16 protein-coding genes and 1 tRNA gene are annotated in these 21,457 nt (G+C 58.0%); 9 read left to right on the plus strand and 8 right to left on the minus strand.

Annotation, left to right across the window (positions count from 1 at the left end; genetic code table 11):
- The first annotated feature begins 168 nt into the window (after positions 1-168).
- The 4 genes from CZ203_RS09340 (at position 169) to CZ203_RS09355 (ending at position 6,449) form a co-directional block, all read left to right on the plus strand.
- Entirely contained in the window at positions 169-1,653 is a 1,485-nt protein-coding gene (locus CZ203_RS09340) for a GntR family transcriptional regulator (RefSeq protein ID WP_268875367.1), read from the plus strand.
- A 301-nt stretch (positions 1,654-1,954) separates the two neighbouring features.
- Positions 1,955-2,758 (plus strand): hypothetical protein, encoded by an 804-nt coding sequence (locus CZ203_RS09345; RefSeq protein WP_087065835.1) that lies wholly within the window; start codon positions 1,955-1,957, stop codon positions 2,756-2,758.
- A 97-nt stretch (positions 2,759-2,855) separates the two neighbouring features.
- Positions 2,856-3,506, plus strand: a complete 651-nt coding sequence (locus CZ203_RS09350; RefSeq protein ID WP_087065836.1) for a carbonic anhydrase — start codon at positions 2,856-2,858, stop codon at positions 3,504-3,506.
- Positions 3,507-3,797: 291 nt separating this feature from the next.
- A complete protein-coding gene (locus tag CZ203_RS09355) occupies positions 3,798-6,449 on the plus strand; it encodes a cation-translocating P-type ATPase (RefSeq protein WP_087065837.1) in 2,652 nt (883 codons plus the stop codon).
- A 73-nt stretch (positions 6,450-6,522) separates the two neighbouring features.
- Here the strand turns inward: CZ203_RS09355 and CZ203_RS09360 are convergent, their stop codons facing one another.
- The 5 genes from CZ203_RS09360 to CZ203_RS09380 all read right to left on the minus strand — a co-directional run bounded on the left by CZ203_RS09360 (position 6,523) and on the right by CZ203_RS09380 (position 11,735).
- On the minus strand, positions 6,523-6,900 hold the full coding sequence (locus CZ203_RS09360; protein ID WP_159456451.1) for a helix-turn-helix domain-containing protein: 378 nt from the start codon (positions 6,898-6,900) through the stop codon (positions 6,523-6,525).
- Positions 6,901-7,499: 599 nt separating this feature from the next.
- Positions 7,500-9,239 carry a CapA family protein gene (locus tag CZ203_RS09365; protein ID WP_087065839.1) on the minus strand — a complete coding sequence of 580 codons (1,740 nt, stop codon included), beginning with the start codon at positions 9,237-9,239 and terminating at the stop codon, positions 7,500-7,502.
- A 202-nt stretch (positions 9,240-9,441) separates the two neighbouring features.
- Positions 9,442-9,975, minus strand: a complete 534-nt coding sequence (locus CZ203_RS09370) for a hypothetical protein (RefSeq protein ID WP_087065840.1) — start codon at positions 9,973-9,975, stop codon at positions 9,442-9,444.
- A gap of 279 nt (positions 9,976-10,254) precedes the next feature.
- Positions 10,255-10,731, minus strand: a complete 477-nt coding sequence (locus CZ203_RS09375) for an LURP-one-related/scramblase family protein (RefSeq protein ID WP_087065841.1) — start codon at positions 10,729-10,731, stop codon at positions 10,255-10,257.
- A 17-nt stretch (positions 10,732-10,748) separates the two neighbouring features.
- Positions 10,749-11,735 carry a diaminopimelate dehydrogenase gene (locus tag CZ203_RS09380; RefSeq protein WP_087065842.1) on the minus strand — a complete coding sequence of 329 codons (987 nt, stop codon included), beginning with the start codon at positions 11,733-11,735 and terminating at the stop codon, positions 10,749-10,751.
- A 303-nt stretch (positions 11,736-12,038) separates the two neighbouring features.
- Between CZ203_RS09380 and CZ203_RS09385 the strand changes: the two genes are divergently transcribed.
- Entirely contained in the window at positions 12,039-12,584 is a 546-nt protein-coding gene (locus CZ203_RS09385; RefSeq protein ID WP_087065843.1) for a nitroreductase family protein, read from the plus strand.
- 50 nt (positions 12,585-12,634) lie between these two features.
- Here the strand turns inward: CZ203_RS09385 and CZ203_RS09390 are convergent, their stop codons facing one another.
- The gene (locus tag CZ203_RS09390; RefSeq protein WP_087065844.1) at positions 12,635-15,028 is read right to left on the minus strand and encodes a cation-translocating P-type ATPase; all 2,394 of its coding nucleotides are present in this window, start codon (positions 15,026-15,028) and stop codon (positions 12,635-12,637) included.
- Positions 15,029-15,265: 237 nt separating this feature from the next.
- Here CZ203_RS09390 and CZ203_RS09395 point away from each other — a divergent pair, with 237 nt between their 5' ends.
- From CZ203_RS09395 to CZ203_RS09410, 4 genes are all read left to right on the plus strand, one after another.
- Positions 15,266-15,835, plus strand: coding sequence for an RNA polymerase sigma factor (locus tag CZ203_RS09395; RefSeq protein WP_159456453.1), 570 nt, complete (start codon positions 15,266-15,268; stop codon positions 15,833-15,835).
- A complete protein-coding gene (locus CZ203_RS09400) occupies positions 15,816-16,562 on the plus strand; it encodes a DUF4367 domain-containing protein (RefSeq protein WP_159456454.1) in 747 nt (248 codons plus the stop codon). Before CZ203_RS09395 ends, CZ203_RS09400 begins: the two co-directional genes overlap by 20 nt.
- Before the next feature lie 61 nt (positions 16,563-16,623).
- Positions 16,624-17,058 (plus strand): hypothetical protein, encoded by a 435-nt coding sequence (locus CZ203_RS14265; RefSeq protein WP_143436186.1) that lies wholly within the window; start codon positions 16,624-16,626, stop codon positions 17,056-17,058.
- Between the two features lie 445 nt (positions 17,059-17,503).
- Positions 17,504-17,580: transfer RNA gene (locus CZ203_RS09410), tRNA-Pro, on the plus strand.
- Between the two features lie 133 nt (positions 17,581-17,713).
- On the opposite strand, the gene CZ203_RS09415 is transcribed toward CZ203_RS09410, so the two are convergent.
- Entirely contained in the window at positions 17,714-21,088 is a 3,375-nt protein-coding gene (locus tag CZ203_RS09415; protein WP_087065848.1) for an S-layer homology domain-containing protein, read from the minus strand.
- A gap of 36 nt (positions 21,089-21,124) precedes the next feature.
- Positions 21,125-21,361, minus strand: coding sequence for a hypothetical protein (locus CZ203_RS09420; protein WP_235847500.1), 237 nt, complete (start codon positions 21,359-21,361; stop codon positions 21,125-21,127).
- Positions 21,362-21,457 lie beyond the last annotated feature (96 nt).

Genomic DNA, 21,457 nt, shown 5'->3' on the forward strand with positions numbered 1-21,457 from the left:
TTTTTCCGTCCGGGGATGCCCTCGCAATTTCGGACGGCGGTGCGGGCGTATCGCAAACGCAACCTTGTTCATAAGTAGTTGTTTAAATTATAAAGGATCAGGCGGAAAAACTCAATGCACTTCTGGAATCTTTGCGGATTAAATGTTAGAATAAATAAGATTACAAAAATGGGGGGCGATGGGCGGTTGCGGAATGAAGAGCATTTTTCGGACCTTATTTATGAATTTTTTTTAATGCGTATCCGCTTTCAATATTATCAATACGGCGCGACGCTGCCGCCGGTCGACCTTTTGAGCCAGCAGATCGGCGTGTCCGCAGAAACGGTCAAACTGGCGCTGCGCCGGCTGCGGGACGAAGGTTATATTGATTTGCGCAACGGCAGGCAGACGCGGGTAATCTTCCGGCAATCCGATGCGGAGGCAAAGGCGTACGCCATTGATTATTTTGCAAAACGGATGTACTCCTTCCAGGACCTTTGCCAGTCGGCTGAATTGATCCTCTTCCCCATGCTCGTGGAAGGCCTGCGCAGGGCGGACGAGGCCGACCTTGCCTATCTTTCCCGCTTGGCCGGAAAGGAAAAAATCAGCGAGCTGCCCCATTTCTTTGGGTTCATCCTTAAAAAGCTCAAAAATGCGCTGGTGATGAACCTTTTCTGGGAAATCACGTTTTTCTGGGGGTTCCTATTTCTCACCGGCTACGCGGGGCCGTACTACCATAGCCGCTGCGCCTTGGAGGAATGGCCGAAAAGGGTTCTGGTCTGCGCGGCGCGCCAGGACTGGGCGCAGCTGGAACACGACCTGTGGCTTTTCCAGCATGACCTTATCGCCGCGGCGATAGCGGCGCTCCAAAAGGCCGTGCCGCCTATGGGGCAAACGGAACAAATCCCTTTTGTATGGCGGATTTACCGGGAACGCCCGCAAATCTGCTACAGCTTGGCGTCGCGCCTGCTGCATGAAATTTATTTGGGGGAATACCGGACGGCGCAATACCTCCCTTCCTATGAAAAGATGGCGAAGGCGTACCACGTATCGGTCAGTACCATGCGCCGCACGGTTAACCTGCTGCGGCAGGTCGGCGCGGTGCGGCCGATCAATGGGAAAGGGATCCGTATCTTCACGGTCGGGGAGCGCGGCGCGGCCCCGAATTTTAAGGATCCGGCGATACGCCGCAACTTGTCTTTTTTTGTGCAGGCATTGGAGCTTGTGATTTATTCCTGCGAAGGCGTGACGCGCAACGTCCTCGGGACGGGCGGCACGGAAAACATGGATGCGCTGCGCCACGAGTTGGAAGCGTGCCGGGATACGGGCTTGGGCGGGATATCGCTCTGGTGTTACCTGATTTTTATGGTGATTCACAGCCGGCTGGACGGCATCCGTGAAATTTATGCCACGATTTATGGCCTGTTCTTGTGGGGGTACCCGCTCAAAGCGTCCTTTCCGGGCGTGTCAGGGGTCGACCAGGCGATATCCGATTTTTCAGACACGGTGATTTGCCGCCTGAAGGCGCACGATGTAGAGGGATGCGCCCAGGCGGTGAAGGGGTTGGTGACGCAGCAGCTCCCGATAGCGGAAGCGTACCTGCGCAGTTGCGGCCTGCAGCTGGAGGAACTCCGCCCCGTCCCGCCGATCCAGTTGACGCTCGGCGGGGGATAAGGCTGATTCTGTAATGCATCGGCATGTATGTACCGGCTGGGGCAGTTCCCCTGGGTACATTTACGCAATATTCAATATCTATTTAAAGTGCGTTAACAACCGCGCGCAATCGGGCTGGTATAATAAACACATCAAACGGACAAACTTTCATTTTATCCCCCTTTTATATCCACCTCCCCCAACCCCCTCCTGCCAGTCAGTGCCTGCAGGAGGGTTTTTCTTTCCCTCGGGCAAGGGCTGTGAAACATTTCCGGACACTTTGCGTCTATATGGATAACAGGAAGATAAGGGGGCGCTTACCATGAAAAGGCATCTTGCGCTGCTTGTGCTCACGGCGGTTTTCATCTCCGCATGCGTGGGGTGTGCGGACGGCGGCACGACGACAGAGGTCACGGCGGTGGACAAGACATTTGAAGCGGCGGTCTTGGAGGTTTCGGATACATGCCTATTGGTGGAGCCGCTGGAGGGTACGTCGGAGCGGCAGTCTGCGGCGCAAATTGCTGTTGGCACGGACGGGATATCGGAGGAACAGTCGATCGCCTACCTGGCGGGCGCGGACGTGGGCGATATTGTTGCCGTCGGCTACCATGGCGGCATTGCGGAGAGCGACCCGGCTCAGATCAGCGGCGCCTATGCGATCAAACTGGTCAGCGGGGCGGCGCCGCGCTATGATAGAATCCCCATGGTGATGGTGGACGGCAAGCTTTATTATGACACGGGGAGGGAAAGCACGGCGGATGGACGCTGCGGCGTGATGGACGGCGAAATTACGTCTGCGGTCGACGGTTCTGAGACTCCGGCGCAGGACGGCGAATCGAATTTTGGCGCAGGCTATCCTTACCAATATGGGGAAGAAGGCACCATAGAAATCCTCCTCAATGATAAATGGATTGTGTTTGAACACCGGAGCGGGGATGGGAGCAGGATCCGGTTTGACGGCGAATTTTACGATGTGGGCGATTTATCGGAGGAAACGCTGGAATGGCTGCAGTGGTACAACGGGCTGACGGATGAGCAGCAGCTTGCAGTCGACTATGTCCCGGCAGATCTTGCGGCGCTGCAGGATAAAAATACCGAGGTTACGGATGCGGCGGCAGAAGGATAAACCGCGGCACGCCCCGGATGGCAAGATGCCGTCCGGGGCGTTTTTATTGCTATCACGTGCGGGATATGATATTATGGCAAGCAAGGAGGTGCGCTGAATGGAAAATTGTGGAGATGGAAAGACGGCGTTGGCGCGCCTGATGGCAGGGAACAAAGCCTTCCTGGAAGGACGCTGCCCGGTTGCAACAGGCCGTGCGGAGGTCGCGCGCCTTTATACGCAGGGGCAGCGCCCCTGCGCCGCCGTGCTGTGCTGTGCGGATTCCCGCATAACCCCGGAATTGATCTTTTGCCAGGGGCTGGGGCAGCTTTTCTCGGTGCGCACGGCAGGGAATGTGGTTTCCGATTTGGAACTTGGCAGCGTGGAATATGCGGTGACCGAACTGGGGGCGCGGCTTGTGCTGGTGCTCGGCCATTCCGGCTGCGGCGCGGTGGCGGGCGCGATGGACGGGCACGGGGCGGGCTGCATGGCCAGGGTGCTGGAGCAAATCGCACCGTCGGTCCGGCGGGCCCGCGAGCAGGCCGCTTCGCCCGACCGGGTAGCGGGGCTTGCGGAGGATTTCAACATTCGCAATACGCTGAAGCTGCTCCGGGACGACCCGGCGCTGGCTGGCGTGCAGGATTTGGTGTTTGCCGCTGCGAAATACGACACCCATACCGGGGAGGTACATATTCTGGAATCCGGCGTGGCGGGCGTTTGGCAAGAGCCGTCCCAAGGGGACGCCCTTTCACAAATTGTAAAGAGCGTGTAAAATCTTATGGCTGGGCGTTGACATTGCCCGGCCTTCCCCCTATAATAGGGCACAATTACTGATGAATGGAAAAGGGTTTTTACAGCACTATGGACGACACAGACAGTAGCGACGCTGACAGATGCAAATCTAATAAGAATCAAAGAGTAAGGCATAGCCTGTCCCCGTATGCAAGGGGGAACGGGTTATGCCTTTTTGCGTCCGGAAATTGCCCGGACGGGACAAAGGCTGCACCCGCTTCACAGCGGTCAGATACATACTAATATTTTTGAAAGGAGTGGTATATCCAATATGGATAATCACAAACGACGGCCTTGGCACGCACAAACCCTGCAAGAGATCTATGCAGCTCTGCATACCTCGGAGGAGGGGCTGGGCGACGCCGAGGCGGCCGAAAGGCTAAGGAAAAACGGGCCTAACGAATTGCGGGCAAAGCCCCCGAAAACCATCCTGCAAATGCTGAAAGCGCAGGTGCTCGACCCCATGGTGCTGATCCTGGTCGGCGCGGCCGCATTTTCCGCCATCCTGAGGGAATGGACGGAAGCCGCGGTAATTTTTGCAATTGTCGTGCTCAACGCTGTCATCGGCATTGTGCAGGAGAAAAAGGCGCAGTCTTCGCTGGAAGCGCTCCGCAAGATGGGCGCGCCGACGGCGCGCGTCCTGCGGCAGGGGGAGGAGAGCATCGTCCCGGCGGGCACGCTGGTTGCCGGTGACATCGTGCACCTCGGCGACGGCGACATGGTGCCCGCCGACCTGCGCCTGCTGGAAACCGCAAACCTCAGGGTGCAGGAAGCGTCCCTGACGGGCGAATCCGTACCGGCGGAAAAGGATGCCGGCGCGGCGCTCCCGGAGGGCTGCCCGCTGGGCGACCGCTGCAATATGGCATACGCCTCGGCAATCGTCGCCTACGGGCGTGCGACGGGCGTGGTGGTCGCGACGGGCATGGATACCGAGGTGGGCAATATCGCCGGGATGCTCGAAAATGAGGATGCGCTGGACACCCCGCTCAAGCGCAAGCTGGACGCCGTCGGCAAAACGCTGACGGTCGTGGGGCTGGCCGTGTGCGTGCTGATTTTCGCAATCGGCGCGATCTACCAGCGCCCGCTGATCCCACAATTCCTGGTCGCTATTTCCCTTGCGATCTCGATTATCCCCGAGGGTTTGCCCGCGACCGCGACCATTGTGATGGCGCTGGGCGTACAGCGTATGGCGAAGCGTAACGCCCTGATCCGGAAACTGCCCGCAGTCGAGACGCTGGGCAGCGCGACGGTCATTTGCAGCGATAAGACGGGCACGCTCACTTTAAATAAAATGACGGTTACCCAGGTTGCGGTCAACGGCGACTTTGAGGCGGGCAAAGCCACGCCCGTCGGATCCGCCGCGGCGCGGCATCCGGCGATATACCGGGAACTGGCTTATGCGGCCGCGCTGTGCAACGACGCCAGCTTCGACCCGGATAACAAAGGCGGCATTATCGGCGACCCCACGGAAGGGGCGCTGATCTATATGACGCAGGCTTTCGGCGTCGACCACGAAACACTGGAAGACAGGTACCCGCGCCTGTTTGAACAGCCCTTCGATTCCGACCGGAAGCGCATGACCACGGTGCATGAAACCGGCGGGCAATATACGGCTTACACCAAGGGTGCGGTGGATGAAATGCTGCCGCTCTGTTCCCACATCCTGACGGCGGGCGGCGTGCGGCCAATGACGGACCGCGACCGGAGGAATATCGCTAAACTTTGCCTCTCCATGTCGGAAAACGCGCTTCGCGTCCTCGGCTTTGCCGAAAAAAGGGTCGAAGCGGTACCCGTTGACGATGGTGCCGACCTCGAATATGACATGACGTTTGTGGGCGTGGTGGGCATGATCGACCCGCCGCGCAGGGAGGTCGCGGCGTCGGTGCGCACCTGCCGGGACGCGGGCATCCGCACCGTGATGATCACTGGCGACCATAAGGTTACGGCGCTTGCCATTGCCCGAGAGCTTGGTATTTACCGAGAGGGGGATACCGTCCTGACGGGCGACGGGCTGGACGCGATGACAGACGCGGCGCTTGACGCCGCGGTGGGGAAGGCCACTGTCTTTGCGCGCGTTTCACCGGCTGATAAGCTGCGTATCATCCAGTCGCTCAGGCGCACGGGCGAGGTCGCCGCCATGACCGGCGACGGCGTCAACGACTCCCCGGCGCTCAAAGCGGCAGATATCGGCGTCGCCATGGGGGTGACGGGCACGGACGTCGCAAAGGATGCGGCCGACATGATCCTGCTGGACGACAGCTTTACCACCATCGCCTACGCGGTCAAGGAAGGGCGGCGCGTCTACCGCAACATCCAAAAGGTGATCCAGTTCCTGCTGGTCGGCAACATCGCAGAGATACTCACCCTCTTCCTTGCGACGGTGTTCAACTGGGAAGCGCCGCTGCTCGCGGTGCATATCCTTTGGGTCAACCTCGCGACGGCGACGCTGCCCGCCCTTGCCCTGGGCGTTGACCCAGCGAGCAAGAATATTATGAAGCACCCCCCGGTAAAGGCAGGCACCCTGTTTGAACGGGATTTGGTGCGCCGCGTCGTCACGCAGGGCATTTTTGTAGCCGCGATGACGACTGCGGCCTATTGGATCGGCACGGTCACAGGGAACCACGCCGCAGGGCAGACGATGGCCTTCTGCGTGCTCGCGCTATCCCAGATGCTGCGCGCCTTTAACCAGCGCTCGAACACCGAACCGGTTTGGGTGCGCGCGGAGGGGCTGAACCCCTGGCTGTTCGTGTCCTTTGCGGTGTCTGCGGCACTCATGGCGTGCATCCTGTTTGTCCCGGCGCTGCAAACGGCGTTCCGGCTCACTGCGCTGACCGGCGCGCAATGGCTGGCGGTGACGGGGCTGTCCCTGCTTTCCATCGTACAGGCCGAACTGGCAAAATGGTATAAACGGCGCAGGGCGTAACGCCCTGGATGGCGAACCCCGCGCAAGCAAAAGCCCCCTCCGGAAGGTATCCGGAGGGGGCTTTATATCTGCCTTAGGGGAGGGGCTTATCATTTTCGGCGGCGATGTCCTTGACGGTATGCTTGTCCAGCAAATCGGTGTCGTATAGGCTCAGCACGAGCAGCGGGTCGGGGAAGGCCTTTTGCAGCAGGGGGGAGAGCGACATGCGGCGCATAATGAACCGGTCCGCCGTAGCGTGGCTGCCGTCCGGCTCCTCGAACAGGTCGTAGAGCGTGCAGCCGAGAGCACGGGAAATCTTCCGCAGCTTTTGCAGCGTCGGGTTGGCCTTCCCGCATTCAATCCTGCTGAGGTTCGCGAGGTCAAGCCCGGTCTCCAGCGCCAAATTGAGGATGGACATATTTTTGCCCTTGCGCCGTTTGCTGATATTTTTGCCGACAATTTGCCCAAACATTTTAATCCGCCCCTTTTGTAATGATTTTAGCGGATTTTGTAATGCTGTACAAAGTATTAGGGTACATTGACAAAACTTCCATACCATTTAAACTGAACTTTTACAGGGACAAACAGGAAGCCTATAAATGCTGCGATAATTGCCAAGGGGATGCCGCTTTGTACTATATCCGTCTAAATATCAATGGAATGATCAAATATTTGTATAATTATCGGGTGGCCGTATTCCTGCCCGGGTATGCCAGGAAGTTCCCATCCGCGCAGGCCGCGCAACGGTATATGAAGGGCAAGCAGGTTGGCCGGGAACACCCTTGGTGGATTGTCAAAGCCGGATAAGGCAGGCGGATGCCTTTCATCCATAGGCGTAGGCGGCAGGCTGCTTGCGCAAATAGGGTCCGGTGAAATGTTCTAACGTATCAATTTTACATGAAATTTTGTATTATGCAAGGCTTTGAAGATAAAATAGGGGTATGAAATTGGTTGCGGCGCATAAATGCCTTTGCTGGGGCCGGTTGACGCCGCAGCAATCCCTATACCATAAAACCTCCCGCCGCAGGTGCGCTGCAGCGGGAGGTTTTTTAAGGCGCAAGGGGAAGCGGGTTATGCGGGTACGGGGTGATAGTCGTTACGGGAATTGACGGACGAGATGCGGTAGGGGATCGCGCGGTAGCTGGCGCCCGTAACGGCGCGGGTATCCAGATCCAGCGTAAAGGACTGCTGAAAAATCATGCAGTTTTTGTCCGATGGGTTGTGGTTCCCGCCGAACACGAGGTTGCCGAGCGAATACGCAATCTGTTTGCCACGGTAAGTCTCAACCTCCTGCACCACATGCGGATGATGGCCGATCACGAGGTCTGCACCGCAATCGATGGCATAGTGCGCGATTGCGCGCTGCGTGGCGTTACTGTGGTAGTCGCGTTCAATCCCCCAGTGATAGTTGAAGACGATCAGCTCCGCACCCGCGGCACGCAGTTCCCGCACGGCGCCGGATATGAAACGCTTTTGCGCCTCGTCAAACGACCAGCCGACGTTGGATACAAAGCCGACGCGCACGCCCTTGACGGTCAGCACCGGCATGCGTTCATAGCCGGAAACGGCGGCGTAGGGCGACAGGTGGCGGATGGTATCGTCAAAGCCTTGCTGTAAATAATCCTTTGCGTGGTTGTTGGCGACCGAAACGACGTCGATACTGCCCGCTTCCAGGATTTTTGCATACGCGGGGCGGCCTTTGAACACAAAGGTTTTGTTTGCGGCGCGCTTGGCGTCTGTCAGCGCGCCTTCAAAATTGACCATGGTCAGGTCGTCGGTATGGAACTCCGGGATACCGCTGAAAAAATAAGCGGGGTCGCGGACGGTATCATATTTTTCATCGAACGAGCCGCTGTAAGAAAACGTAGCGCCGCGGCCAAAGGTGCAGTCGCCGCCGAAACTCATGGTAATGGTGACGCTGTCGTAGCCCGGCGCATCGCGCCAGCCCGCGGCAACCCCTTCCACAGGAAGGGAATTGTAACAGCGGCCGGCAGAAACGATGGCCTGCTCGATCGTGAAGTGGCCGGACGGGTCAAAAAGCCCGTCCGCGCCGCCCATGAGCGGCTGGCCGTCCGGCGTTGTCCGGCCGGAAACAAACTTGATAGGTTCCACCGCCCAGCGCGGCATCGCGTAAGCGTCGGTATAGGCCTGCGGCAGGGCATTGGCTTCCCCGCGCCCCAGCACGGCCATACAGCGCTGGAGCATCGCCGCGGCCTCGCACCGCTCGACCGGGTCGTCCGGCCGGAACAGGCCGTTTTCGCCCTGTACGATACCAAGGCGCGCGGCAAGCTCGGTATACAGGCTGTCGGTGTCCGTAAAACTGGATGGGGATACGGTAAGGGCGGGCGGCGCGTCCGGTGAAGCCCATGTGGTTTGCTCGCTGGATGTGCCCTGCGGCAGGGGGGCGTCTGCGTCGCTGTTTTCCGTGGGGGAGGATGCTGGGAAAACATCTGCATCATGCCCATCGGTCCCGTCCCCGTCCGATGGGGGCGCGACAGCTTCCCCTGACGGGGCGGGATCAAGGCCATAATGGGCGGCAAGCGCCGGAACGTCTGTCTGCCCGGCGGCCGCGACCAGCGAGACCGTCAAATGTGCAAACTGCCCGCGGGTGATAGGACGGGTGTAATCCGTACCTAGCCCGGCTTCCGGGGAAATGATGCCGTTGCGGCGGGCAGCTTCAATCCCGCTTTCCGCCCAGGCGCTGGCTATGACGCTGGGCGGCGGCGCGTCTTCAAGGGCAACTGCGGAAAAAGGGATCGCGCTGCAGAAAAACAGCGCGCATACGGCGGTGCGAAGGGGAAAGTGGGGCATCCAAAACACCTGCTTTCACGCTTTTTTCCATTGTACAGGCGATTGCATGCCCCTGTCAAGGGCGCGCCGCCGCATGGTTTGCAGGCGGGGCGCGATGACTCGCCGGGGCGTACGGTCATGGGGAAGGCCGCCGGGCGGTATTTGCTGAAGCGGCGCCGGACACGGGCCAGCCCCGCGGCACAGCGTGTCCTGGGTGCTCCGATTAACGCGCTTCCCTTTGCTTTAAAATACCGGCGCTTAAATATGCCGCCATATCGATGACAAGCCGCCGGCAGATCGGGGCGGTGTTCACGAAAGCGGCATAGTCCCGTGTTTGCAGATTGCTGGCAATGGAATTGAGTAATTGCGTTTCATGTTTGATCATGGCCGACCATTCTGTTTTGTGCCAATAGGGGTTTATTTTGCATAGAATCCGTGCAATGCGCTGGCCGCCCTCTTCCCATTCGCGTTTCAGTTTGCCTGCTTCGGGGCAATTGCTCACCAGGCAATCGACGTAGGCGATAAAGAGCCGGTTGTATTGGGCGACGGCCACAACAAGTTCGTTCCCCTCTTTTGCCGGATAAATCCTCGAAATGATGTTTTCAAACGATTTATCCATGGACAATAATTTGTTTTTTGCATAGCTGCTCAGTGGCGTCCCAAAATTAGCATTATTGATATATAACAAACGCCAAAATAAATTTTCGGTCATAAAGTTCCCAAAAGCTTGATAGAGCAACAGTTCCTGATCACTCATTTGACATCCCTCCTTCTTTATATTTTATGCTTTCCGGTATGGCCGAGTTCATGGCGCGCCCCCGCTAGAAAGCCGCGGCCTGCTTTGCTAATTAGGAAGGGGGTGTGACGTATGGCTGTACACGTTGCCGTGGGGGATGAAAGAGGGAAGGTTTCATCAAAAAAGCCCCTTGTACATGCGTTTTGCACGTACAAAGGGCGGCTCTTTGGGAATAAAATGTTTTGGCTGCCAATTTGAAAAGGGCGGGGGACGGTTATCCGTCTCCCACCCTTTTTAATACTATCCGTTCCCAGCGGAGCATTTCGCCGCGTCGATCGCGAGGGCGATCATGAGTGCGAAAAGCGCGTCTTGCGCGTCGCGTACATCAATGACATAGGTGTCCGTCCAGTGGAAGGCCTCCTTGCTGATCGTCGCGACCTCCGTGCCATTTGCGTCCTGAATGCGGTAATCCCACTCGAAGAAATCGCCGTTTATCTCCCAGCCCTTGCAATCGAGCCGGAAGGAGGGCTTGAAAAAGGTAAACCCCTTTTTGATCTCTCCAACCTCGCGGCCGTCCATGTACAGCGCAAAGCGCGGGAGCAGCGTGAGTACCTCCTCGCGCACGACGCCGGCTTCCCGGCCGGAAGCATCCCGGATGACGAGCTTGTGCCCCCAGGCGAGCTGTCCCTCGACCGTGTAAACGGTGCCTCCGGCCTCGTCGTAGATGTCATAGCTGTCCAGCCATGAGAAAAAACGCTGTTTAAATAGCAGCCGCATGGCGTCCCCTTCCTTTTTTACAGCAGGCAGCGGCGAAGCTCTGCGCCGTCGAGCGGGCTGAGGTAAGCGGGCGCCACGTCGAATACGGTCTTGCAGCCGCGCTGGCCTTCCTGGTACAGGCGGTAAGCCGCGCGCGCATAGGCCGCGATTACGCTGCCGGTAAATTCGGGGTTGGAGTCAAGTTTCAGGCTGTATTCGATTACATGGCGGTGCGCGCCGTCCTTGCCGGTCGCGCCGCTGCGGATGACAAAACCGCCGTGCGGCAGTTCGCTATGGTCGCGGCGCAGTTCCTCTTCCGAAATAAAGTGGACGGTCGTGTCGTACTCGTCAAAGTAATTGGGCATGCCCTTGATCTCGCGTTCGATGCGCGCGCGGTCTGCGCCCTCCTCGGCGACGACCCAGCACTCGCGCGTGTGCTTCTGGCGCGCGGTGAGCGCCGGCGTTTCGCCCGCGCGGACAGCCGCGAGCGCCTCGCTGACTGGTACCGTGTACTGCCGCGCGTCCCGCACGCCCTCGATACGGCGGATCGCGTCCGAATGCCCCTGGCTCACGCCGCGACCCCAGAACGTGTAGTCCTTGCCTTCGGGCAGGATTGCGTTCGCATACAGGCGGTTGAGGGAGAACATGCCGGGATCCCAGCCGGTCGAGATGATACCGACCTTGCCGCCGCGCCTTGCCGCTGCGTCGACCGCGTCAAAGTGCTGCGGGATTTTGGCGTGCGTGTCAAAGCTGTCGACGACGTTAAACAGCTCCGCATAGCGCGGGGTTTGCTCGGGAAGATCGGTCGCGCTGCCGCCGCACAGGACGAGCACGTCTATTTTATCCTTCCATGCCGGCGCTTCCGCCGCCGGTAGCACCTTTGCGCCCGGCGTGGCAATTTGCAGGCTCTCCGGCGCGCGGCGCGTGAAAACGGCGGCCAGCTCTAAATCCGGGTTCTGCGCAATCGCGCCTTCGATGCCGCGGCCGAGGTTGCCGTAGCCCATGATACCGATTTGAATGCCCATAATATATCTCCTTTTATCATTGGTCTGCGTTGTGCCTATTTGGTATAACCGTAAAAAGTATAGCAGATTTCCCGGTACTTTGTCATTAGAAATCTTTTGCCGGCGTGCGCGGCGGAAAGGCATTTATTTTGTGCAATATTTAGCGGCTTGTGATTTGCCGTCCTGCGCAGTGGCGCAACCCTGGTTGGGCGGTGCGGCGGAATGGCAACAATATTGCAAAAAAATAGGGCATACCGCAGGGCGGGTGTGCTATAATGAAAAGCAGGAACAGACGCAAACGGACTGTGACAGGAGGGTTATTGCATGGAATTTGAAGTTTTGCAGAACACGCGGGAAAGCTGCCGCGCTTACAGCAGCCGACCGGTGCCGCGGGAACAGCTGGATAGGCTGGTGGAGGTCGCGCATCTCAGCCCGAGCGGCTGTAACGCGCAGCCCTGGCATTTCATCATCGTGGACGAGCCGGAAGCCAAGGCCAAGCTGGTCGATGCACTGGACGACGAGGGGCTGACCGGCTGCCCCTGGGGCGACGCGGTACCCGCGTTCATCGTGATCTGCGAGGAATATGCCAACGTGATGCCGGGGGTCAAGGAGCGGTACGGCACGCAGCGTTTTGCACAGATGGATATCGGCATGGCGGCTATGGGGCTGTGCTACGCCGCGACCGAAATGGGGCTGGGCACCTGCATGATCGGCACGTTCAGCGACAGGAAAATGCATGAGGCGCTGGGCATCCCGAAGGAAAGGCCTGTCCGTCTGGTGATTACGGTCGGTTTCCCGGCGCAGGAGGCCGCCCCGCGGAAGAAGGTGCGCAAACCGCTTGACGAGGTCCGCACCTATAATCACTGGTAAACAGGAAATCCCCTGCCCGGCAAGGGCAGGGGATTTTTGCAGGTTGAGGGTCAGATGGAGCCGCGGATGCCTTTGCACCGCAGAAGGGTTTTGCGCAGCATATCCGCTGGTATGACGGTGGCGGCGAGCAGCACAATGGCCGCCAGTTCGTCCAGCCGCAGCGGCGCGGTGCGGAACAGGGAACCGCCCCAGTATACAAGCCCGAACTGCACGGCGATTACCGACAGCATGATGAGCGCAAAGAGCGGGTTGCGCCGCAGGTGCGCCAGCAGGTTCAGCCGGTAAGTGCGCGTATTGAAGCTGTTGAATACGCCGCACAGGATAAACAGCGTGAAAAACGCCGTCATCAGGTAAATCGGGTTTTCGCCGTAACGGAAATGCGACTGGAAGAAGGGGAGCTTTAAAAACAGGATACAGAGTACGATCGTGTACGCGCCCATGCAGATGACCTGATGGAACATGTATTTGTTGAAAACCGGCTCGTCCCGCCGTTTGGGCGCTTCGCGCATGTACTCCGGGAGGGGCGGCTCGCCGGCAAAGGCCAGCCCGGCAAGGGTATCCATGATAATATTGATCCAGAGCATCTGGATGACGGTCACGGGCGTGTCGATCCCGGCGAACGGCCCGACGATGGAGACCCCGACCGCGCACAGGTTCATGGTGAGCTGGAAGATGACAAATTTCCGGATGCTTTTAAAAATCGTGCGCCCGTACAGGATGGCGCGGACGATGGACGCAAAATTGTCGTTCAGGATGACGATGTCCCCGGCCTCCTTGGCGACCTCGGTGCCGCTGCCCATGGCGAAGCCGACGTCCGCCTTTTTGAGCGCGGGCGCGTCGTTGATGCCGTCGCCCGTCATGCCGGCCACCATGCCGCAGGACTGCGCGATGCGCACCAGGCGGCTTTTATCCGTCGGCAGCGCGCGCGCCACGACGCGCAGGCGGGGCAGGCAATCGGCGACCTGCCCGTCGTCCATGCGGGCGAGTTCCGCGCCGGTCAGCACGGGGGCGCCGCCGGGGAGCAGGATGCCCGCGTCCTTGGCGAGCGCGGCGGCGGGCTCCCGGGTGGCGCCCGGGGTCATGGAGAGNGGCGCGCCCTTGACCAGGTGCAGCGTCCCGCCCTTGCCGCTGATGCTGACGGAAGCGTATTTGTGCGCGCTGTCAAACGGCAGGCCGCCGGTTTTCTGCCAGCCGGATAGCGTGCCGGGGAGGGGGAGCACGGCTTGCAGCAGGGCGCGGTCGGTCGCGTTGCCGCCCAGCGCCTTTTTCCCGGAAGGCGTGCTGGCGGTGTTATAGGCGCAGCTCAGCGCGGCAAGTTGCCAGAGCAGCTGGTCACGCTTGAGGCCTTCCATCCCGGCGTAGGCCTGCCCATCACCGCTGACAAAGGCGCTTACGCGCAGCTTGCCGCGGGTGAGCGTGCCGGTCTTGTCGGTGAACAGGATATTGAGGCTGCCGGAGGTCTCGATGCCGACCAGCTTCCTGACCAGCACATGGTCGCGCAGCATACGCGACATGTTGGAGGAAAGCACGACGGTGATCATCATTGGCAGCCCCTCCGGCACGGCCACGACCACGACGGTGATCGCCAGCGTGACCGCGTGAAGCACGTGGCCGAAGCATACGGTGGGCTGGGAAAACTGTTGCGCGATGCGGGCGGGATCCATACCATTGGCCAGGAAGAAGGACAGGAACAGGTCTGCCGCGGCGACAAAGACGGCCGCTGCAAGCCCCAGCCAGCTCAGCGTGCCCGCAAGCTTTTCCAGGCGCAGCTTCAGCGGGCTTTCCCGCGTTTCCTCCTGCATTTCCTGCGCCATGCTGCCGTAAAACGTGCTGTCCCCGACGCGCGTCACTTGCATCACGCCTTCGCCGGAACAGACGGTGCAGCCGCGGAACAGGCCGCTTGCCGAAAGAAGGTCCCCGGCGTCCCCGCCGGGGGATTTTTTTTGTTCGGCGGTTTCGCCGTTCAGGGCGGACTGGTCGACAGCCACGCCGCCCTCGAGCAGCACGCCGTCCGCTGGCACGCCCTCGCCCGCCTGCAAGTACACAAGGTCTCCGACGACAAGCTCCGCGACCGGCAGGGCGGACATGCGCCCGTCGCGCCGCACGCGGCAGGACTGCGCCGCGGCCTCCTCCTGCAACTTGCGGAACGCGGATTCGCTCCCGTATTCCGACAGGGTTGAAACGAATGTCGCAAGGAAAATGGCAAGGGCGATGCCCACGGTCTCGAACCAGTTTGCATCCCGCAGCAGCATGAGCACGTTGATCGCCAGCGCGACCAACAGGATTTTAATGATCGGGTCGCCAAAATTGGAGAGGAAGACCCGGAAAAAGGTCGTCCGTGTTTTTTGTGTCAGTTCGTTTGCGCCATGCGCCGCGCGCGCCGCTTTTACTTGTTCCTGGTTCAGCCCGGGCGGCAGCCGTCCGGGGGAAAGTCCATTTTTCATAAATTGTCACTCCTTACTAGGACAATCCTATTTGGACAAACCCGGCAATATGACCGCGGCGGCTGCAAGCCTGCATATGTTTTTCTAAAATTGAATTTGCTTCAAAAATATTACTTAAACTGTAAAAATAAAAGGGAAAATGCATAAAATCGCATGCAAATGTGAATGTTGTACTTTAAAGTGACAAAATCTGCGGGTATAATATTAGTGCTACTATTTTGTAAAGGGGGATACGACATGAAGCAGGATCTGTCCAGCGAACAAAAAGAGAAATTCTTGCGGTTGCACGAGAAATACTCCAGGCTTTTACTGAAAGTTGCGCTGGAATCGACAGATGACCCGCATCTTGCACATGATGCCGTACAGCAAACGTATGAACGCGTTTTAACCATGATCGATAAAATACGGGAAGGGAACCAAAAGGAGACCGGCGGCCTTTTGATACGGATGTGCCAGCAAATGGTTCATTATTTATACAGCAAGAAGATCAAGGCGGTCGGCAAACAGCCAAACCCGGATGAATTTGATATGGAACAGATTCCCGACGAATCGACACGGGATATCATGAAGGACTTAATCCAGAAGGAAAGCACGGAAGAACTGGTGGAAAGCTTGTCTTGGCTGCATGAAGATTTCCGGAACCCTCTGATCTATCGTTACGTCTATGATATGACGACAAAAGAAATTGCTGAAATGCTGGGAATTAATGAGAACCTAGTGTATAGTAGAATACATAGGGCAAAGCTGAAAATCAAGAACCGGTTAAAGAAGAATGGAGGGAGCAGCGGTGAAGGACGAGCACTTTGAAAAGTTGTTTGAAGAAATGCTGCGTGAATCCGGCACAGAATCACTGGAACGCCTTTATGATGAATATACAAAGAAATACCCGGACGAAAACGAGCCGATCCCGGACGAGCTGGATGAAATGGTGCGCTCCCTGGTTGACGACGTGACGGAAGCCCCAGCGGCCGCTGCCGCAGAACACGGATCGGCCGAGGTGGCCGAGCTGTCGGGACACAAAAAGAAAGGCTTTTTCAGAAGGCATTACCGCATTGTCGCAGTGCTTGCGCTTGTTGTATTTATTGGCGGCGCATATACCATGAGCGTTGAAGCATGGCGCATTAAAATATTTAATTTGGTGTTGGAAGTTACTAATGGGAAAATTATGGTTGGTGCTCAGTCAGAAGAAGGGACAAAGGATTTAGTAGAAATATCTGATGATGTTAAATTCCCTAGAGAGGCTCCAAAAGGCTATCATATTACTGACCAACAGCAAAGCGATAATGGCGTTATTTTTGCCTATTCAAATGGTGAAAATCAGATATTGTTTGAACAACGAGGAGCGGAAGATTCTGTTTTTTATGAAAGTCCTATAGGACAAGAGCGAGAAATATATATAAGTGGAAACAAAGGCTATATTCTTGAAGAAAATGGATATATAAAAATTGTGTGGTCTGATGGTACAAACGTTTATAAGCTAAGTGGAGACTGCATCAAAGAAGATTTAGTGAAAATGGCGAATAGCGTCAAATAACGGTAAGATTTCCTCTAATGAAAATGATATATATCATGACTGGTTCATCGGAGGAAATTTTATGAAACACTTAAAGAAACTAGCTTTAGCGATTGTATGTGTTATGGCTATAACATCGTTATCTGCCATGGCCATGGATTTTGACAATGCCAATGTAATTACAAAGGCTACTTCATCTCCACTTGATGGTAGTTCGTTATCGTTCAAAATTAATACAAGCAGTGGGTTAGCAACTTATGATGCAACTGTTACGGGTAATACCTCTGTTACCAAAGCCAGGGTATCCTCTGTTGTGCAGAAAAGTGTAGGTGGAGACTGGGTAAGTGTTCCTGGTACTTATGAGGAAAGCACACAGAATGGCCGATATGCTACGGTAAAGGGATCTCAGTACGTAGCAAAGGGATACTATTATCGTTTACAGACTGTAAATACAGTTTGGGTAGGATCTACGGAGTATACCGAAACTCACTATAGTTCGCTTAAAGACTATACCTGATTGTTTACATATAAACACATTATAAAAAATCAACCAGTCCGAAAACCCTTGGAGAGTGCTCCAAGGGTTTTTTCGTGCAATGAAAATCCCGCCCCAGACAAAAACCGTCTGGGGCGGGGGAAAGAAGAAGGAGAATTCATTCAGGGATCACATAAACAATGAGGAAGCTGATCCCTGTTTGATTTTGTGCTTTCATTATAACGCATCCGGGAAGGACGGGATTATGGGAAGTTGCGATTTCACCCGCAAATTTGCCGCCAATAGTGCACAAAAAACACGCGTCCGGTTTTATCTTTATGGATTCTTGCGGTATCGCGACAGCGGTAAAACGCCAGTCCGTCCGGAAAGCCCAGCCGGGAAATTCGCCTAAAAAAATTAAGCAAAGGCACTTGACATTTCTGAGCCAAATAACTATAATTATAACTCGTGATGGTTAAGGGAATTTCGAGGTGTGGCTCAGCTTGGTAGAGCGCTTCGTTCGGGACGAAGAGGCCGCAGGTTCAAATCCTGTCACCTCGACCATACCAGATGGCCTTATAGCATGAAGATGCTGTAAGGCCTTTTTATGCCATGAAGGCAGGAGGGCGCCGGCGGCAATGCCCATCCCTCCTTTGCACGAAAAGCGGGGCGATCTATCGATCGCCCCGCTTCATTGTTATGATCCGCCTTGCAGATACCGCATGAGCATGGCCGCCGTTTCCGCGCGGGTGGCCTGGCCCATGGGGTCGAGGATGCCGTCGCCCTTGCCGGAAAGGATACCTTGCCCGGTTGCCCAGCGCATCGCTTCCTGTGCGTAGCCGGAAACCGCCGCCGCGTCGGTGAAGCGCTCCAGCGTCCCGCCTGCGCCCACGTCCTTGCCCTTATATTGGGCGTAGCGCCAGAGGATGGCGGCGAGCTGTTCCCGGGTGATAGTGTCCTCGGGGCCGAACTTGCCGTCCCCATAGCCCAGGACAATCCCATTGCCATCCGCCCAGGCCACGGCATCGGCATAGTAAGCCCCGCTGCCCACGTCGGTGAAGGCGTGGATGCCGGCAGCCTCCGGCTGGCCTTCCATGCGCCACAAAACCGTGACGATCATGCCGCGCTCCGTGCTTGCTTCGGGGGAGAACGCAGAGGGGGATGTACCAAGCATGAGGCTATGCCCATAGGCGTACTTCACGCTGTCATAGAACCAGTCGCCTTCCCGCACGTCCGTAAAGGGGTTCCAGGCGGCCTTGCCTGTTTCTTCCCGGAAGCTGGCGGCGATGGTGTGCGCCTTGGTGACTTTTTCAAAGGTGTAGCGTTCCACCGCGCCCACGCTCTTGCCGTCCACCAGCACGTCGTCCACCACATAGCCGTCCGCCGGCTGGATGGTAAAGGACTTGCTGCTGTTGCGGCTGACACGTACCTTGCCGCTGGGGGAGATGCTCCCGCCCGTCCCCGCCGTGGCGGTGATGGTGGAACTGCTTGCGCCGCTGCCGCTGCTGGAGTGGCTGGGATTGGGCTCGGGCGGCGTTACCACTGGGATGTAGCCCACGGCATAGGTGGAGAATTTGCTGGCGTAGATGTGGATGCACCCGTTTTCTCTGTCCAGGGAAAAGGTGCCATCGTCTCCGCTGTCATTCTGCATCAAAGCCTGGGCGGCTTCGCTCCCGTGTTTGCGGTAGACCGTCACATCCTGCTTATCCGTGAAGTCGTAGGGAACCGTAATCCCCAACACCTTGCCTTTGGCGTCCGCCAGGTTTTCGATAACGGAATCGTCTTTCAGCAGCAGCAGGCTCAGGTCGAGATAAAGATCCATGGCCTTTCCGGCGGCATGGGCGTCGATTTCCGCCTTGTCGGCGGGGGCGTCCACGGCCTCCGCCGTCAGCTTGACCGTATAGGCGGTGGAGCCTTGAGTGTTAGGTATCAATGCGGCGACCTGTTCCAGCCCGCCCACGGACACGGGGGGCGTACCCCCCGTGACCTCGACCTCGCTGCTGACATAGAAGCGATGATCCCAGCCCATCGCAACGTCGGTCACATCCCGGTCGGCGACGGTGACCTGCTGAGTGTCGGTCATGCATGTGCTTCCTGTGCCGCCCTTTGTGTTGGTGGCCACCAGGGTATAGATCCCCGGCGCCACGCCGGAGAACGTGAAGGCGCAGGGGGTACTCCCCAGAGCGACCGTCTGCAAGACCCGTCCCCACTGCACGAGCTGCACGGTGCCGCTCAGGTTAGCGGCATACGAGTCCATTACCGAGCCGGAAATGCTGTAATGAGGTTTGGAGATGGTAATGGAAAGCGCCTTGGTGGCGCTGCCCGCGCTGTTTTCCGCCTTGACGGTGAAGCTGGAGGTTCCCGCCGCCGTAGGGGTGCCGCTGATAACGCCGGTGCTACCGTTCAGGGACAGGCCGGCGGGCAGGCTGCCGCTTGCCACGCTCCATGTGATGGCCGTGCCGCTGGTGGCCGCAAGTGCCTGGCTATACGCCGTCCCGATCGTGCCGTCCGGCAGGCTGGTGGTGGTGATGGTGGGCGCGTCGCCGGTGGGCGGCGTTGTGGACAATTTTACCACGATGGTATTGTTCTCAAACGCGGCTGTTTTTCCCGTGGCCCCGTTGCCGGTGAGGTGGATTTTGGCGAGGTCGGCCTGCACCGCGCCGGTCGCAATCGTGCCGGTGGCGTAGCCCGCGGGCAGCACAACGTCCACGCTGGCGTTGTCCGTCAGGCTGGGGTCGATTTTAAAGCTATCCACGCCGTTTGTGACTTCGGTGCCCCCTGAGCCGCCGTTGATGGTGACGCCATAGCTGTTTTCGCCATCGGTAGCGCCAATTTTTGCACTGCCACCGACGGTGACGGTTCGCGTGCCGGTGACGGTGGCTCCATTAGCGCCGCCGCCGTAAATGGAACCGGTCACTGTGCTGTCGGCCACGGTAATGGCCGCATTTGCGACGGCGGCAGAGCCGAAATAACGTATGGCCCCGCCGCCATTGATGCTCGCGACCTGACTGTTCCCGGTAACGCGGATGGTGGCCGTGCCGCCGACATCGGCGGTGCCAGAGTCAGTAAAGCCGCCGCCGTAGACGCCACCGCCCACCGTGCTGCCTGTGATCGTAACGTTGGTGTCTTGTGTAACGGAACCTTCATTGCCGCCGCCGTAGACGTTGCCGGTAACCGCGCCGTCCGTGATCGTGACAGCGGTGTTTTGATTAGCTGAGCCGTCATCGACGCCACCGTATACGCTGCCCTTTACCGTGCCGCTTATCGTGACGGCGGTGCCGCCGGTGACCGGGCTATAGAAGTCTCCGCCGCCATAGACGGAACCTGACACCGTGCCGCTGACGGTAACTTCGGTGTCGCCGTTGATTTGGTTGTGGTTTGTACCGCCGCCGTATACGCTGCTCGCCGTCCCCGAAACGGTCACCTTTACGGTGTTATTTGCTCCTGCTGTTCCCACCGCAGTTGTTTTAGCGCCACTGGACTCTCCGCCGCCATAGACTCTACGAGCCGTACCGCTGACGGTAACTACCGTATTGCCGCTGACATTGCCCATATATCCGCCGCCATAGACGTTGTTGTAGACAACCGCGCCCTCTCCGACGGTAACTTCCGTGTTGCCGGTAACGTCGCCTTTGTACCCGCCGCCAAAAATGGAATGTACCTTGCCGCCGGTCATAGTGATTTTTGTGTTGCCTGTGTGACCGGCGCTCTTGCTGCCGCCGTAGATAGGATATGCCGAGAGGTCGGCGTCGTCCGCTGGCGCATTGGTAATACCTAGTGCCGCAAGGGACTGCTCCCCGCTGTCCAGCACACCGTCCCCGTCCGCGTCTACATAGACGGTGGTCTTGGTGGGGGTGGTGGTGCTGTCGCCGGCGATGATCAGCGCCGCGCCGTTGGCGAAAATGTACTTGATCCCCCCAAAGGTCTCCACCGTGGGCGCGGCGGGCGTATCCTCCGCCCGCGCCTCCATGGGGAGCATGGCCAGCACCAGGCAGGCCGCCAGAGCCGAGGCCATAACGCGGCGTGTGTGCCGCCGGATAGCCTGAGCCAGCTTCTTCATTGTTTGTTCCATCCGTTTCTTCCTCCTTTATCGTAATCCCTTGTTGTTTCACTTTTTTGGGTACTGGCAGATGCCGACCTCCAACGCCTTGTCCTGCCCCAGGTGGAAGTCCGCAAAGGCGCAGCACCAGCACTCATGGTCGGGATTGGCCAGCAGCGTGTACCGCCGCGCCGTCCAGCAGGGGCAGCCCTGGTGGGGCCATACGCTCTCGCCGGGCTTTGGCGCGGGGAACAGCTCGTATTCCGGCTGCCCCTTGTAAATCGTGCGCAGGTCGATCTTTTCCACCACACCACCTCCTTGGTGTCCTGGGCTTGCGCGCCGCTGCGTGAAAGGGGGCGCTGGGGCTTGCCTTACGCCGTGTTCCCGTCATTTTTACTGTCT

Origin of the sequence: Intestinibacillus massiliensis (genome assembly GCF_900155735.1) — a bacterium.
In the GTDB taxonomy this organism is placed as follows: Bacteria; Bacillota; Clostridia; order Oscillospirales; family Butyricicoccaceae; genus Intestinibacillus; species Intestinibacillus massiliensis.